Origin of the sequence: Pseudoruegeria sp. HB172150 (genome assembly GCF_013184805.1) — a bacterium.
Taxonomy (GTDB): domain Bacteria; phylum Pseudomonadota; class Alphaproteobacteria; order Rhodobacterales; family Rhodobacteraceae; genus Psychromarinibacter.
Map to the genome: position 1 here is coordinate 87,026 of NZ_JAATNG010000005.1, position 13,092 is coordinate 100,117.

Sequence of the window (13,092 nt, forward strand, 5' to 3'; positions counted from 1 at the left end):
CTGTCGGTTAAGTTATATGATAACATCACACATACGATCAACCGGATACGAGCCATGAGTGCGCGAACGGGCATCGCAATTCTGACGTCAGGATTCTCTGACCCGGACGGGTTATGCGAGTGGGTCAGTCAAGTTAAGGATGGAGTGGCGCGCTGGGGAGGATTCGAACCCCCGACCCCTTGATTCGTAGTCAAGTACTCTATCCAACTGAGCTACCAGCGCGCGGGGTGTGGGGGATGTAGCGATACCGCCCGGGCAATGCAAGGGCGTTTTCGTTATTCCGCCGCCGCGTCGAGGTGCACAACCACTTTAGGCAAATGTATCGCAAATGACGTGCCATTTGGCCCAGTCGCTTCCAGCATCAGCCGCCCGCCGTGACCGCGCACGAGTTCCGAGGCGATCGCAAGCCCCAGGCCGAAGCCGCCCTTGCGTGCGCCGCCCTGGAACGGCTGATACAAGTGCTCTCTAGCCTTTTCCGGCAAGCCGGGTCCGGTGTCGCGGATGCGGATCACCCATTCGCTCTCGGTTTCTTCTGCCTGGACCGCGATCTCGCCGGGTTCGCCGCTGGCGATGATGGCTTGCCGGGCGTTGCGGGCGAGGTTGCCGATCACGCGATAAAGCTGTTCCGGATCTGCCCGCAACACCAGGCCGCCTGGAACGTCCTCCGAAAAGCTCAGGTCGTGTTCTCCCGACGCCAGACGTTCCGCCTCGATCACGTCGCAAACGATATCGGCTAGGCGCACCCGGTCCAGCGTTGGCGGCGGTTCTTCGGCCTTGCCGAAGGCGAGGGTCGATTCGCAGAGGTTCACGGCGCGGGCGATCGAGTTAACCAGTTTCGGCGCGGCGCGTTTCACCGCGGGATCCTCGGATCGTTCAAGCCGGTCGCCGAAGAGCTGGGCCGTGGTCAGGATGTTGCGTAGGTCGTGGCTGATCTTCGCCACAGCGCCGCCGAGTTGGGCCAGACGCTCCTTCTGCCTGAGCGCACCCGAGAGCTGGCGCTGCATCGCGGCCAGGGCCGTTTCGGCATCGCGCAGTTCGGTGACGCTTGCCGAGGGCTCGATGATCCGCCGGGCATCCTCGGGCGCTTCGGCGTAGGACATCATAGCCTCGACCACGCGCTTGATCGGGCGCACCAGGAACCGTCGCACGGCGAGGAACAGGAGTAGCGCGGTGACCACGGAGATCACCGCCGACAGCACCAGGATCCGAAGGCCGTAATCGATCATCTCGGCGCGCAGCGGGCCGGTTTCAGTCGTTACCTCGATCAGCAGACCGGCCTCGCGCACCGGGTTGCCGATGACGCGGATGATCTGGCTGCCCGGCGTGATGAGCACGTTCAGCGCGTCGCGGATCAGTTCCAGCGCGCCGGGATCGCGCAGGTCGTAGGTGGCCATGACCGGCGAGGGGATCTCGGAAGACAGCATGAGCTGACGCACCTCGTCGCGGCGCAGCACGACGTTGTAGACGCCGGCGTTTTCCAGAAGCTCGCGTTCGAGGTCGGAATCGATCATGTCGTCGGCCAGAAGCGCCAGTGACGCGATCTGTGCCTTTTCCAGTTTCAGCAGCAGATAGTCCTGGCGGAACCGGGCAACGGAGGGCACGAAAATCAGCACCTCCGCCAGCATGACGAAGACGGTGGTGAGGATCAGGAATCTACCGGAAAGCGAGTTTACCGACATTCACCGTTCCCTGCGGCTGCTTATGGCAACCAACGTTGCACAAACCCGACGACGCGCTTCACGGCGGGGTTTTCGAAGAGTCTGGGGCTAAAATAGGCTCCCGCCGCCCGCTTGTTAAGTTCCCCGAGCGTCGGGTAAGGCGCGACCATCGCTGCGATGGCGCTCATTTTCAGGCGGTTGGCGATGGCGAGCGACCACAGGGACACCAGATCGCCCGCCTGTGCGCCGACGATGGTGGCCCCCACGGGACGGCCGCCGGCGACCATGACCTTGATGAAACCTTCGGTCTGCCTCTCTGCCACGGCACGGTCGTTTCCGGCATAATCGAAGCGGGCGACTTCCAGCCGCCCGCCGTATTCATGGCGTGCCTGTGCCTCCGTCAGTCCGACCTGCGCCAGCTCCGGGTCGGTGTATGTCGCCCAGGGGATATGCGCGGTTCCGGCCTTGGCGGGTAAACCGAAGCAGAGCGCCCGTACCACGACGCCGCCGTGATACCCGGCAACATGGGTGAACTGCGGGCCGCCGGCCGCGTCGCCGATTGCATAGACCCGCTTGTTCGAGGTTCTGAGCCGCGCGTCGACCTCGACCACCTTGCCGTATTTTACGCCGGCCCTGCGCAGGTCCAGACGTTCCAGATTGACTTTTCGGCCCACCGCCAGCAGCAGGTGCGTCCCTTCGTAACGGCCCGCGCCGGTCTCGACCGCTACTGCGCCCGGCTTGCCGGACACCTGCTCGACCTGTGCGCCCTCGACGATCTCCACGCCTTCCGCGCGCAGGCGTTTCAGGACCAGCGCCGACGCCTCTGGGTCGTCCTTGCCGAGCGCCTTTGCGCCTTCGATTACCGTCACCTTGCAGCCGAGGCGTACATGGGCCTGCGCCATCTCTATCCCGATGGGGCCGCCGCCCACAATCAGCAGTTGGTCCGGCTTTTCCTGCAAGTCCCAGAGCGTCTCGTTGGTCAGGTAGGGCAGATCGTCAAGCCCCGGAATCGGAGGGATCAGGGGCGACGAACCGGTCGCGATGACGAAGCGCCGCGCTTCGACGACGGTGTCGCCGGCCTGAACCTCGCGATTAGAGATGAAGCTCGCCCAGTCACGCAAGACGGTGCAGCCGAGTTTCTCGAAGCGTTCCTGGCTGTCTACCGGTGCGATCGCTTCAATCGACGCGCGGACATGCGCCATAGCGGCTAGGTAATCCACTTGGGGCGTTGCCTCTGCCACGCCGAACGGCGGGCCCTCGCGAAGGGCATGCGCGTGTTTGCCTGCCGCAAGCAGCGCCTTAGAAGGCACACAACCGTAGTTCAGACAGTCGCCGCCCATGAGGTGGCCTTCGATGATCACCACCTTGGCGCCCATCTGTATTGCACCCGCCGCGACGCTCAGCCCGCCGGAGCCCGCGCCAATCATGCAGATGTCCGTCTTGATCCGACCCGCCATCAAAGTCCCTTCTTTCCGCGCAGGGCCTTCAGCAGGATCGGCAGTGCCGCCAAAACGCAGAGGCCCAGTATGGGCAACAAAATATGCGGCTCGAACAGAATGCCCAGGTCGGGGGTCTCTCCCATTGCGAAGACCTCGCCCAGCCCGGCGCCGACAGAGGTATAGACGAACGCTCCCGGGATGATGCCGAAGAAGGTGGAGATGACGAAGCGCCAGACCGGCACCTGTACGAAGGCGGGCACAAGGTTGGCGACGAAGAACGGGACCGCGGGGATCAGCCGGATCAGGAACAGCATCGACCATTGGTTCTCGTCGATGCCGTCCTTGATCTTCTTCACCGTCCCTTCGCTGCCTTCCAGCTTGGCGCCTAGCCGGTCGCCCAGTCCCCAGCGGGCAGCGAGAAAGATGCAGGTCGCGCCGATGGTGGCGGCGACGATGTTGAAGAGCGCCCCGGGAAACACGCCGAACATGAACCCGCCCGTCAGAGTTGCGATGGTGGCGCCGGGCAGGGAGAAGGCGACGATGATCACATAGGCCGCCATGAACAGCAGAACCGTCATCGCGAAATGCGCGTCGCGATAGGCGAGTAGTGCCTCGTGGTACCTGCTGAGCGTTTCGAAGCTGAGAAAATCGCGCAGGGTGAAGAACCCGGCGACGGCCACCACCGCTATCGCGATCAGCGGCAGACTGCGCGTAAGGCCGCTTTGTCGGGTCTCGGTCATCTGGTCGTTCATCTTCCCCTGGCGCGGCCGTTTTGCTTGACCGGCAAGATGCCGGGCCGGTCGCCACAAATACAGCCCCCTCACGCCGCGTTGAAACCTGGTGAGCCGTTGCGGCCGGTTTCGTTCATGGCCAGCGCGGGCAATGAAACAAACGACCAAGGTTTCTGTAACATTTCACCCGCTTTTCCCGCGGGCTTTCAATTGACAAGCCCTGCACCACCCCCTAAAGACCGGGCTTCGAACATGACGCGGCCCCGAATCCGTGGTTCTTACCATGCGGGGGCCGGCCAGACGGAGAGTTAGCGATGAAGCGCACCTACCAACCTTCGAACCTGGTCCGCAAACGGCGGCATGGCTTCCGTGCGCGCATGGCCACCAAGGCCGGCCGCAAGATCCTCAACGCGCGTCGCGCGCGGGGCCGGAAGTCGCTGAGCGCCTGATCCACGGACCCACAGGTTCCGACATGACACCGCCGGCGGCATCACCCGAAACGATGCCGTCGGCGGTGCCTTTTCGGCTATCCGTGTTGCGCAAACGCGCGGATTTCTTGCGAGCCGCCCGTGCCCGGCGTCAGGCGCTTCCGGCCTTTGTAGTGCAGGCCCGCGAGCGGGCGCCCGATGAGCCTGCCGAAGCGCCGGTTCGCGTCGGTTTCACCTGCTCCAAGAAGGTTGGGAATGCCGTTGCCCGCAATCGCGCCAAGCGCCGCTTGCGCGAAGCCGCGCGCCTGGTGCTGCCGGTTGAAGGGCAGCCCGGCTGGGATTATGTGCTGATCGGGCGCGCAGGGGTTGCTGCGGAGCGTCCCTTTGCCGCCCTTCTGGACGATCTGCGTGCCGCGCTGCATAAGGTTCACAAATGACCCCGCTTGCCCATATCGCCGCGCTGCCTGTCCGGGCCTATCGCCTGTTCCTGTCGCCGTGGCTTGGGACAAGCTGTCGTTTCCACCCGACCTGTTCGGCCTATGCCCTTGAAGCGCTGGAAAAGCACGGCGCGTTTAAGGGAAGCTGGCTTGCCATCCGCCGCATCGCGCGGTGTCACCCGTTGGGCGGGTCCGGGATCGACAACGTTCCCGATTGACTGTTGGTCGCTATCCGATCCCCGCGATGACCGCGCGCAGGGTTCCGATGCCGTCACCCTTTTCCGACGAGGTCGTTACGAGTCCCGGGAATGCGGCGGGGTGTTTTGCCAGCGCTGCCCGGACCTGATCCAGAACCTTCTCCAACTCGGCGGCCTTCACCTTGTCGGTCTTGGTCATCACCACCTGGAAGGTCACCGCGGCGCGGTCGAGTTCCTTCATTATCTCTTCGTCCGGTGCCTTCACGCCGTGCCGGGAATCGACCAGCACGAAGGCGCGGCGCAGGGTCTGCCGCCCGGTGAGATAGGCGCGCAGCAGGCGCTGCCATTTTTCGACCACCGGCACCGGCGCCTTGGCGAAACCGTAGCCCGGCAGATCTACCAGGTAATGGCTGTCGCCCAGCGTGAAGAAGTTGATTTCCTGCGTCCGTCCCGGGGTGTTCGAGGTTCGCGCCAGCGCCCTGCGGCCGGTCAGCGCGTTGATCAGAGAGGATTTCCCGACGTTGGAGCGCCCGGCGAAGCAGACTTCAATCCGGTCCGCCGGTGGTAGGCCGTCCATCGCTACGACGCCCTTCAGGAAGTCGATCTTGCCATTGAACAGCCGCGTTCCGGTGCTCGCCTCGTGTTCGGATACCTCGACCAGGGGAAACACCGGTTCCATTACAGGACCTCCACCGCGTCGCCGGTTGCGACGGCGCCGCCATGGGTCACCTCTGCCTGAACCGAAAAATCGCGGTGACCCCAGCTGTCCAGTGTTCCCAGCGTGTCGGCGTCGCGTTCGCCGGTTTCGGGGTTCGCTGTTGTTGCCAGGCAGCGTTCGGTCCGCTCGACGACCCGGAAGGTGGCCTCGCCGATACGCAGATCTTTCCCGATCCAGTCGAATTCGGCCCAAGGTTCCAGGCCGTCGATCCAGACGTTGCCGCGCCAGCGGTGGATCGAGAGCTTTTGCCCGATCCGCGCCTCGACCTGGCGATGCGACGCCATGCTGCAAAGGGTCACCGATGGGAAGGACGCGTCGGTCATGCCGCGGCCGGGAACACGCACGATCCGGGCCGGCATGGCGCGGCCATCCGGCATCAGGGGCGTGACCCAGTCGAGGAATGCCTGCGCCTCGCTGTCCGGCTGAAAGGTCAGATCCGGGCGGTCCGGATGGCGCAGAGTCACTGCCCCGCGCGTTTCGTCCAGGTCCGCCGTGATCGCCGCGAGCTTTGGCGCGCCGGCCACGCGGGTGAACGCCGCGCACGGCGACCACTCTTCGATCCCAGCCCTTGACTGTTCATGTGCCACGGCCCAGGCCCGGTCCCATGGCAGGCACTCGCCTGACCGGAACGTGACCTGCTCCAGCGCCTCTCGCCCGTGACTCTTGATCGGGAACCGCCAGAGCCCAGTGACTTGCACTGTCATTTCTTCGGGGCGTCATTCCCGCCCTTTGCAACAGCCGGCTTCTTTCGCTTGAAGCTCGATCTGATGTTACCGAACACGTCTGGCCGGTGCCCGTGCGAGCGCATGATGATATACTGCTGGGTAAAGGTAATCGTGTTGTTGGTGATCCAGTACACAACCAGTCCGCTGGCAAAACCGCCGAGCATGAACATAAAGACCCATGGCATCCAGGCAAAGATCATCTGCTGCGTCGGATCGGCCGGTGCCGGGTTCAGCTTCTGTTGCAGCCACATTGAGATGCCAAGAAGCAGCGGCAAGATTCCGATGAAGATGAGCGCAAGCATCGTGCCTGGTTCGGGCGCGGCCCAGGGAAGCAGACCGAACAGGTTGTAGAGTGATGTCGGGTCCGGTGCCGAAAGATCCTGGAACGGCCCGAACCATGCGGCATGCCGCAGCTCGATGGTGACGAAGATCACCTTATATAGTGAGAAGAATATTGGGATCTGCAGCAGGATCGGCAGACAGCCTGAGGCAGGGTTCACCTTCTCCTTCTTGTATAGCTCCATCATTCCCTGCTGAAGCTTCTGGCGGTCGTCGCCGGCCCGTTCTTTGAGCTTCTCCATCTCCGGCTGAAGCTCCTTCATCTTCGCCATCGAGACGTAGGACTTGTAGGCCAGTGGGAACAGGATCGCCTTGATCATCAGCGTCAGTGCCAGGATCGACCAGCCCATATTGCCAATCAGACCATGCAGAAAGTGCAGTGCGCGGAAGATCGGCTTGGTCAGGAAAAAGAACCATCCCCAGTCAATGGAATCGACAAAGTTCTTGATGCCGAGGTTGGTTTCATAATCCCGGATCGTTTCCCATTCCTTCGCACCCGCAAACAACATCGTTGCCGTTTCGGCGCTGTTGCCGGGTTCCACGGTCATCGTCGGGTGACGTGTCTCAATCTGGTAGATGCTGGCACTGTCGACGTATTTCGCGACCGAGGTGAAGGGCTGACCTGGCTCGGGGATCAGCGTGGTCATCCAGTACTTGTCGGTGAACCCGGTCCAGCCGTTCTCCGCGACCTCGACGATGTCTGCCCGCGCGCCTTCACGCTCGACAATGTCCATGTCAGGCATGTCAGAATAGTCGATTTCTTCCAATTCGTTGTCGTTTTGACGGACTATCCCTTCATGCAGGATGAAAAAGCCCGTAACATCGGGCTCTCCGTGCCGCGCGACGATACCATAAGGTGCCAGCCGCAGCGGCGCGTCGGTGGTGTTCTCGACACTCTGGGTGACTGAGAACATGAAGTTTTCGTCGATCTCCAGCTTGCGGCGGAAAATTGCGCCCTTGCCGTTGTCCCAGACCAGGACGACTGGGTTCTCAGGCGTCAGAACCTCACCGTTTTCGATCGACCATTCGGTATTTGCGCCGGGCACGTCGTCGAAACTCAGGTCGCCACCGGGTGTCCAACCGTATAGCGCGTAATAGGCGCTGCTGCTGCCGACCGGCGACAACAACTTCACGTTCGGGCTGTCGGGTTCAATGGTCTCCTGATAGTCGAGGAGTTCCAGCGTGTCGATCCGCCCGCCCTGCAGCGAGATAGATCCCTCGACCCGCGGCGTTTCGATCCGCAACCGTGCGGCTTCGACGGCTGCTTTGGGTGCAGTGGTTGGCGTGGCAGATACGTTACCGCCACCGGTGACAGCAGGAGGCGGAGTTGCTGTGTCGGGCGTGGATTCTGTCGTCTCGACCGTTGCGGATTCAGGCTCGACCGGTGGCTCCTCGGGGGGGAAAAGAAGGAACCACGCCAGGATCACCGCAAAAGACAGAGCGGTAGCCAGAATGAGGTTCTTGTTCTGGTCGTCCATGAACCATACGCCATTTCACTGAATTCAGGTCGGGGCAGGTTCAACTATCCAAGGGGCAAAAGGTCAAGCGGAATCCACGTAACGTTCCGGAGCACGCGGGCCGATGCCGGATATTGTGAACAACAGTAAGGAAAACGGGTGGGCTGCGAAACTGGGAGCCGCCGGGCGGGGCGAGGTGCTGCGTCGGGTGGCCCTGATCCAGAAGATTCATGCGTTTTGGCGACAAGACATTGTCAGCCAGCTTCTCGCCTGATTTTCGGCCGGTCGGCAACGCGGCGCTGGTGCCCCTGCATCCAGTCCAATGTCGCCGCGAAAGGCATTGGTCGAGCGATCGAAAAGCCCTGCACATAGCCGCAGCCAAGCTGCGCCAAGAGTGCGTGCTCCCCGACCGTTTCCACACCTTCGGCAAGTGTTTCGATCCCCAACCGCTCGGCCATTTCCAGGATGGCGGTCAAGAGAGCCTGCTGATCGCGGTCGCTATCAATCCGTGTCACGAAGGACCGGTCGATCTTGATCCGGCTGACGGAAAAGCGCCGGATATTCGCAATCGAGGCGTGGCCCGTGCCGAAATCGTCCAGATCGATTCCGCAGCCCAACTCCTGTAGTTGCGTCACGTTTCGGGTGATGGTGTCGTTGTCCGAACGCGAGATCACCGTCTCGAGGATTTCCACGACCAGCCGATCCGGTGTTAGGTCGAAACGGTCGAGTTCCCACCGAACCCGGTCGCACAAGGTCGGATCCGCGAGTTCTTCATGGCTGAAATTGACCGCTACATTGGGGACACGAATATCCACTTTCTGCCAATCCTGCAGCGCCGTAAGGCTGTGAAACAGGATAACCTCTCCCAACCGCTGGCTAAGTCCGGACGCGGATATCGCCGGCAGGAATGCCCCCGGCAGGATCACGCCGCGATCCGGATGTTCCCAGCGCGCAAGCGCTTCCATACCGGAAATCTCTCCCGTATCGGTGCTGATCTGTGGCTGAAACCAGGGGCGGATATTTCCGGCCTCCAATGCTTCCGAGACTTCCTCGGCCAGTCCGGCGCGTTTCACTCGCTTCCGGGGCTGCTGGGCGGAAAATGCTCGGATTGCACCGTTGCCGCTTGCCTGCGCCTCGCGCAATGCCGCCTCCGCAGCATCGAAGCAGCCTTGGGCGGACCGTTCGCTCGCGCGCCGCGGCAAGCAGAAACCGATTGAGGCTGACAAGAACAGCCGCATTCCGCCAAGAACGACCGGCGCACCAATGGCCTGCTGCGCTCGCGCTGCTAGTTGGATCATCGCCTCCAAATCAAGCCGCCGCACCGGGGCCAGGGCCACGGCAAGCATAGCACCATCCATGCGGCAAGCGAGATCGCCTTCGCGCAGCGTCGATTCCAGCCGCTCAGCCATCACTGCCAGCACGTGGTCTCCGGCCTCGGGCCCGTAAGTGCCGCAGAAATTGTCGAAGTCGTCGATTTCAAGGATCAGCACACCGGTGCGTACGCCTTGCTTTGGTTCTTTCAGAAACGACTCTTCCAACGTCGCCATCAGTGCAGGCTTTAGCGCCAGCCCTGTAACCGGATCTGCGTTCTTGCGTGGCCGCGGTGGTAGCGCCTGGACCGGTACGAACAGCCCGACCAACCCCATCAGAGCCGGCACAAAAATGGCCATGAACATAAGCAGGCCTTCGCCGCCAAACCAATAGCCGCCCAGTGTCGCAGCAGGGACGAAGGCCAGGATCTGTGGCCCGAAGAAAGCAGTTTTCGCCGTGCTCGCCAGGAAATGCCCCACCTGCCTGAAAACTCTCCACATAACGGCTGGCCCCTGCTCGGTACGGGGCAGACCGATGCGCCCCGCATGCGAGCAGCAGCTTAGGAAACCGGTGTCTTTGCTAGGTTAACAGGAAATGGAAAACTAGTTCGTATTTTCCCCAGTTCCCGCGGGAAGCACCAGCCCGAGAAAGTCGAACAGTTTCGGGTCCAGCAAATGCGAGGGCCGTGCATTCATCAGCGCCCGGAACATTTTTTGGCGCCGACCGGGATGGTTCTTTTCCCACTGATCCAACAGCGATTTCACCTGCATCCGTTGCAGTCCGTCCTGACTGCCGCAAAGGTCGCATGGGATGATCGGGTAGTTCATCGCCTTTGCGAACCGCGCACAATCGGCTTCGGCCACGTGGGCGAGAGGGCGGTAGACGAATAAGTCACCCTCTTCATTGACCAACTTCGGCGGCATCGTCGCAAGCCGCGAGCCATGGAACAGGTTCATGAAAAAGGTTTCGAGGATGTCGTCCCGGTGATGGCCAAGCACGACCGCCGAACAGCCCTCTTCACGTGCGATGCGGTACAGATTTCCGCGCCTTAGCCGCGAGCACAATGCGCAGTAGGTCCGACCTTCAGGCACCTTGTCCATCACGATCGAATAGGTGTCTCGGTACTCTATCCGATGCGGAACGCCAATCCCCTCAAGGAAGTTCGGAAGTATCGTTGCCGGAAAGCCCGGCTGCCCCTGGTTGAGATTGCAGGCAAGCAAGTCAACCGGCAGCAATCCACGCCACTGCAACTCGTGCAAGACGGCAAGCAACGTATAACTGTCCTTGCCGCCCGACAGGCAGACTAGCCACCGCGCGCCTCGCTCCACCATCCCGTACTGCTCGATTGCTTCGCGGGTATCGCGCACGATCCGTTTGCGCAGCTTTTTGAACTCGGTACTCGATGGTGCGCCGTGAAACAGCGGATGAATTTCGTCGCTTTCGTCCAGCATTCGCGATGCTCCGGGAGGGTCGGACTTGCCATAGCCCGGCTGCTTTGCAATCGTCAATGACACTAGGGGGCGTGGGATGTCGGACACCAGCGGGGAGTCGGAAGATTTAGAGCGGTCGGGTTGGTTCCCGAGGCGTCGCTCTTATTCCGCTTCGCTTGGCCTCCTGATCTTTAGTTTCGGTACCGCAGCGGGTTTCCTGTTGGCCTTTGCAGGTCTCGGTGTAGTCGAGGAATCCGTTGGCATCCTGCTGTTGGTTTTCCTGTGCATCCTCATGTTTATCGCGGCATTCGGACTGATGATCTACGTTTTCCGAAAGCCGCTGTTGAAACGAGTCTTCGGCTTTGCCGAAACCCAGCTCGAGCTGTTTGCAACGCCATTGTCCAACGTCGCACGTGGAGCTGTCGACCGCGACTCGAAGAGGGCCGTCGATGCCGCGCAGGAACTCGTCCACCTGGCTCTCGCCCGTTACGCATGGCTGTCGACCCGCCGCTGGGTGATAGGCTCGCTTACCGCGTTAATCGCGGCAATGGCAGCGCTGGCCGGCACCGCGATGCTGTTTCGTCAGAACGAACTTCTCAAGGATCAGACGGCGACATTGATCGTCCAGAACGAAATGTTCCGCGAACAGACCGACACACTGACTGCGCAGTCGACCAAGATTGACACGCAGATTGCGCTCGCCGACCTTTCTGTGCAGTTGGCCGAGGCTGCCAGAAACGCAGAGCTTGCCGCCTCGATCGTCGAGATCACCGGCGAATTGGCCCGAGAGGTCTCTGACGCCAGTGCGGTTTATCTGCAAGACTCCGTCGCGGCACCGGAGGACAATGTTGCCCTGCTCGATCCGGAGAAAGACATCGATCTTGGACTTGTCGTCCGCATTGTCTCCGCCAGCCAGGCCGCCAAGCCATATCGCTACCTTGACCTTGGTGTGCGCGAACAGGACGCCTCCGCGATGTTGTGGCAAGCGGCTGAACGTAGGTCTGAAGAGCTTCCGAGCTTCTGGTCGAACGTAAAGGACTGGCACGCCGTCTCCGCCAAGCCGGAACTGATCGACCGCCCCGCCAGTCCGGAGCGAGGCCAGTTGCTAATGTCTATGGTCGCAGCGGGTATCCACGACTTCGAACGCTTCAATGCGCTGCAGTTGGACCTGTCCTTCGCTTCCGCCCGCGGTGTGCGGCTCTTCCTGTGTTCCCTCCAGGTTGCTCAACTTCGTTTTGCGGACCTGTCCTATGCCACGATCCGGGAGACTGATTTTGGTGGCGCGTATCTGGAGAATACGCGATTTCGAAAGGCCGTGATCAGAGAAACAAGCTTCGCCCGCGTCTCGGAGGACGCGCTTTCCCCTTACTTCCTAGTGGATGGCGCCGCCTTTCCAACATCTCTCGCAGGTGCCGACTTCAGCGGCGCTTTCCTGCGAGCGATCGACTATCAGGGAGCTGAGTCCATGCTGGCGGTATTCGACCAAGGCGCACTGATCGACATAGACTTCAAGGGTGCCGCGCTCAGTGGCTCCACTTTCCGCGGAGCTGTGCTAATTGGAACAAGTTTCGATGACGCGCAACTCTTCAAGACCGACTTCGACGGGGCCATTGTCGCCGGTGAAGATTTCCTCGAAATCGTCGCAACCGATGCCTATCCAGGCAGCTTCGACCCTGCCCACTACGCGATGGAGCCCGTGGACCTGGACTCTGCCATGCAAGTAGAAGCCTTCGGGTTACAGGTCGATCCGGCCGAAATAGAGGCTCACATCGAGGGGAAAGGGTTTTTTCGTCTCCAGCGCGTTGCGCCACTGGAAGACTAACTTCGTCACGGCTTAATCCATCAGATTGAATCGAGCTGGATATCCCGCAGAGTCCCATACTGAAATTTTTTGCTGAAATGTCATTCAACAGTTCAACCATGCCGATCTAATTTGGGTTGCGATTTAGCCGTGGCACGGTCGATCGATTTTCATGTTGCCAAGTTGCATCACACGGCTCGTGTTTTCGTTTGTACTGCTTTTCGCGCCGGGTTCTCGCGCAAGGTGTGGAGTGCTTTCAAGGAATTTTCCGAACATTCACGAGCTGGTCTAAACTTCGCGAAATTGGTGTTTTGCCTCGGCTGAAGAACAATTTTGCCTCTGGGATCGACCTTCCTTTCGCATTGATCTACGATCCAACGAGACGGCCAAGTGCCGCTCGCATCGCCGTTTTCCGCGACAG

13 protein-coding genes and 1 tRNA gene are annotated in these 13,092 nt (G+C 61.2%); 5 read left to right on the forward strand and 9 right to left on the reverse strand.

Features of this window, described 5'->3' with window-relative positions; genetic code table 11:
- Window positions 1–145 precede the first annotated feature (145 nt).
- From HCO70_RS19090 to HCO70_RS19105, 4 genes are all read right to left on the reverse strand, one after another.
- A tRNA-Arg gene (locus tag HCO70_RS19090) sits at window positions 146–222 on the reverse strand.
- Between the two features lie 53 nt (window positions 223–275).
- On the reverse strand, window positions 276–1,679 hold the full coding sequence (locus HCO70_RS19095; RefSeq protein ID WP_172299174.1) for a HAMP domain-containing sensor histidine kinase: 1,404 nt from the start codon (window positions 1,677–1,679) through the stop codon (window positions 276–278).
- 20 nt (window positions 1,680–1,699) lie between these two features.
- Window positions 1,700–3,115, reverse strand: a complete 1,416-nt coding sequence (locus HCO70_RS19100; RefSeq protein ID WP_172299176.1) for an NAD(P)/FAD-dependent oxidoreductase — start codon at window positions 3,113–3,115, stop codon at window positions 1,700–1,702.
- A complete protein-coding gene (locus HCO70_RS19105) occupies window positions 3,115–3,849 on the reverse strand; it encodes a TVP38/TMEM64 family protein (protein ID WP_172299178.1) in 735 nt (244 codons plus the stop codon). The genes HCO70_RS19100 and HCO70_RS19105 overlap by 1 nt, the downstream gene beginning before the upstream one ends.
- Before the next feature lie 293 nt (window positions 3,850–4,142).
- Here HCO70_RS19105 and rpmH point away from each other — a divergent pair, with 293 nt between their 5' ends.
- Genes rpmH through yidD form a run of 3 tightly spaced genes read left to right on the forward strand, consistent with a single transcriptional unit; the run spans window position 4,143 to window position 4,911 of the window.
- Window positions 4,143–4,277 carry a 50S ribosomal protein L34 gene (gene rpmH / locus HCO70_RS19110; protein ID WP_005980833.1) on the forward strand — a complete coding sequence of 45 codons (135 nt, stop codon included), beginning with the start codon at window positions 4,143–4,145 and terminating at the stop codon, window positions 4,275–4,277.
- Between the two features lie 23 nt (window positions 4,278–4,300).
- Window positions 4,301–4,693: a ribonuclease P protein component gene (gene rnpA, locus HCO70_RS19115; protein WP_172299180.1), complete on the forward strand. Its 393-nt coding sequence runs from the start codon at window positions 4,301–4,303 to the stop codon at window positions 4,691–4,693.
- Window positions 4,690–4,911, forward strand: coding sequence for a membrane protein insertion efficiency factor YidD (gene yidD / locus HCO70_RS19120; RefSeq protein ID WP_172299182.1), 222 nt, complete (start codon window positions 4,690–4,692; stop codon window positions 4,909–4,911). Before rnpA ends, yidD begins: the two co-directional genes overlap by 4 nt.
- A 10-nt stretch (window positions 4,912–4,921) precedes the next feature.
- On the opposite strand, the gene yihA is transcribed toward yidD, so the two are convergent.
- Genes yihA through yidC form a run of 3 tightly spaced genes read right to left on the reverse strand, consistent with a single transcriptional unit; the run spans window position 4,922 to window position 8,150 of the window.
- The gene (yihA, locus tag HCO70_RS19125; RefSeq protein WP_172299184.1) at window positions 4,922–5,569 is read right to left on the reverse strand and encodes a ribosome biogenesis GTP-binding protein YihA/YsxC; all 648 of its coding nucleotides are present in this window, start codon (window positions 5,567–5,569) and stop codon (window positions 4,922–4,924) included.
- Window positions 5,569–6,312, reverse strand: a complete 744-nt coding sequence (locus tag HCO70_RS19130; RefSeq protein ID WP_172299186.1) for an MOSC domain-containing protein — start codon at window positions 6,310–6,312, stop codon at window positions 5,569–5,571. The genes yihA and HCO70_RS19130 overlap by 1 nt, the downstream gene beginning before the upstream one ends.
- Window positions 6,309–8,150, reverse strand: coding sequence for a membrane protein insertase YidC (yidC, locus tag HCO70_RS19135; protein WP_172299188.1), 1,842 nt, complete (start codon window positions 8,148–8,150; stop codon window positions 6,309–6,311). Before yidC ends, HCO70_RS19130 begins: the two co-directional genes overlap by 4 nt.
- Before the next feature lie 103 nt (window positions 8,151–8,253).
- On the opposite strand from yidC, the gene HCO70_RS19140 reads away from it, so the two are divergent.
- Window positions 8,254–8,403 (forward strand): hypothetical protein, encoded by a 150-nt coding sequence (locus HCO70_RS19140; protein ID WP_172299190.1) that lies wholly within the window; start codon window positions 8,254–8,256, stop codon window positions 8,401–8,403.
- Here the strand turns inward: HCO70_RS19140 and HCO70_RS19145 are convergent.
- Together HCO70_RS19145 and ttcA are read right to left on the reverse strand one after the other, a co-directional pair.
- Window positions 8,384–9,919: a putative bifunctional diguanylate cyclase/phosphodiesterase gene (locus HCO70_RS19145; RefSeq protein WP_371742270.1), complete on the reverse strand. Its 1,536-nt coding sequence runs from the start codon at window positions 9,917–9,919 to the stop codon at window positions 8,384–8,386. The two genes, HCO70_RS19140 and HCO70_RS19145, sit on opposite strands and share 20 nt — an antisense overlap.
- Before the next feature lie 123 nt (window positions 9,920–10,042).
- Window positions 10,043–10,891, reverse strand: coding sequence for a tRNA 2-thiocytidine(32) synthetase TtcA (ttcA, locus tag HCO70_RS19150; RefSeq protein ID WP_172299194.1), 849 nt, complete (start codon window positions 10,889–10,891; stop codon window positions 10,043–10,045).
- Between the two features lie 76 nt (window positions 10,892–10,967).
- On the opposite strand from ttcA, the gene HCO70_RS19155 reads away from it, so the two are divergent.
- Window positions 10,968–12,692, forward strand: a complete 1,725-nt coding sequence (locus tag HCO70_RS19155) for a pentapeptide repeat-containing protein (protein ID WP_172299196.1) — start codon at window positions 10,968–10,970, stop codon at window positions 12,690–12,692.
- Window positions 12,693–13,092 lie beyond the last annotated feature (400 nt).

Excerpts from the sequence above, each read along its gene's own strand:
- HCO70_RS19095 (WP_172299174.1), bottom strand. The coding sequence starts at position 1,679 with ATGTCGGTAAACTCGCTTTCCGGTAGATTCCTGATCCTCACCACCGTC.
- HCO70_RS19100 (WP_172299176.1), bottom strand. The coding sequence starts at position 3,115 with ATGGCGGGTCGGATCAAGACGGACATCTGCATGATTGGCGCGGGCTCC.
- HCO70_RS19105 (WP_172299178.1), bottom strand. The coding sequence starts at position 3,849 with ATGAACGACCAGATGACCGAGACCCGACAAAGCGGCCTTACGCGCAGT.
- rpmH (WP_005980833.1), top strand. The coding sequence starts at position 4,143 with ATGAAGCGCACCTACCAACCTTCGAACCTGGTCCGCAAACGGCGGCAT.
- rnpA (WP_172299180.1), top strand. The coding sequence starts at position 4,301 with ATGACACCGCCGGCGGCATCACCCGAAACGATGCCGTCGGCGGTGCCT.
- yidD (WP_172299182.1), top strand. The coding sequence starts at position 4,690 with ATGACCCCGCTTGCCCATATCGCCGCGCTGCCTGTCCGGGCCTATCGC.
- yihA (WP_172299184.1), bottom strand. The coding sequence starts at position 5,569 with ATGGAACCGGTGTTTCCCCTGGTCGAGGTATCCGAACACGAGGCGAGC.
- HCO70_RS19130 (WP_172299186.1), bottom strand. The coding sequence starts at position 6,312 with ATGACAGTGCAAGTCACTGGGCTCTGGCGGTTCCCGATCAAGAGTCAC.
- yidC (WP_172299188.1), bottom strand. The coding sequence starts at position 8,150 with ATGGACGACCAGAACAAGAACCTCATTCTGGCTACCGCTCTGTCTTTT.
- HCO70_RS19140 (WP_172299190.1), top strand. The coding sequence starts at position 8,254 with ATGCCGGATATTGTGAACAACAGTAAGGAAAACGGGTGGGCTGCGAAA.
- ttcA (WP_172299194.1), bottom strand. The coding sequence starts at position 10,891 with ATGCTGGACGAAAGCGACGAAATTCATCCGCTGTTTCACGGCGCACCA.
- HCO70_RS19155 (WP_172299196.1), top strand. The coding sequence starts at position 10,968 with ATGTCGGACACCAGCGGGGAGTCGGAAGATTTAGAGCGGTCGGGTTGG.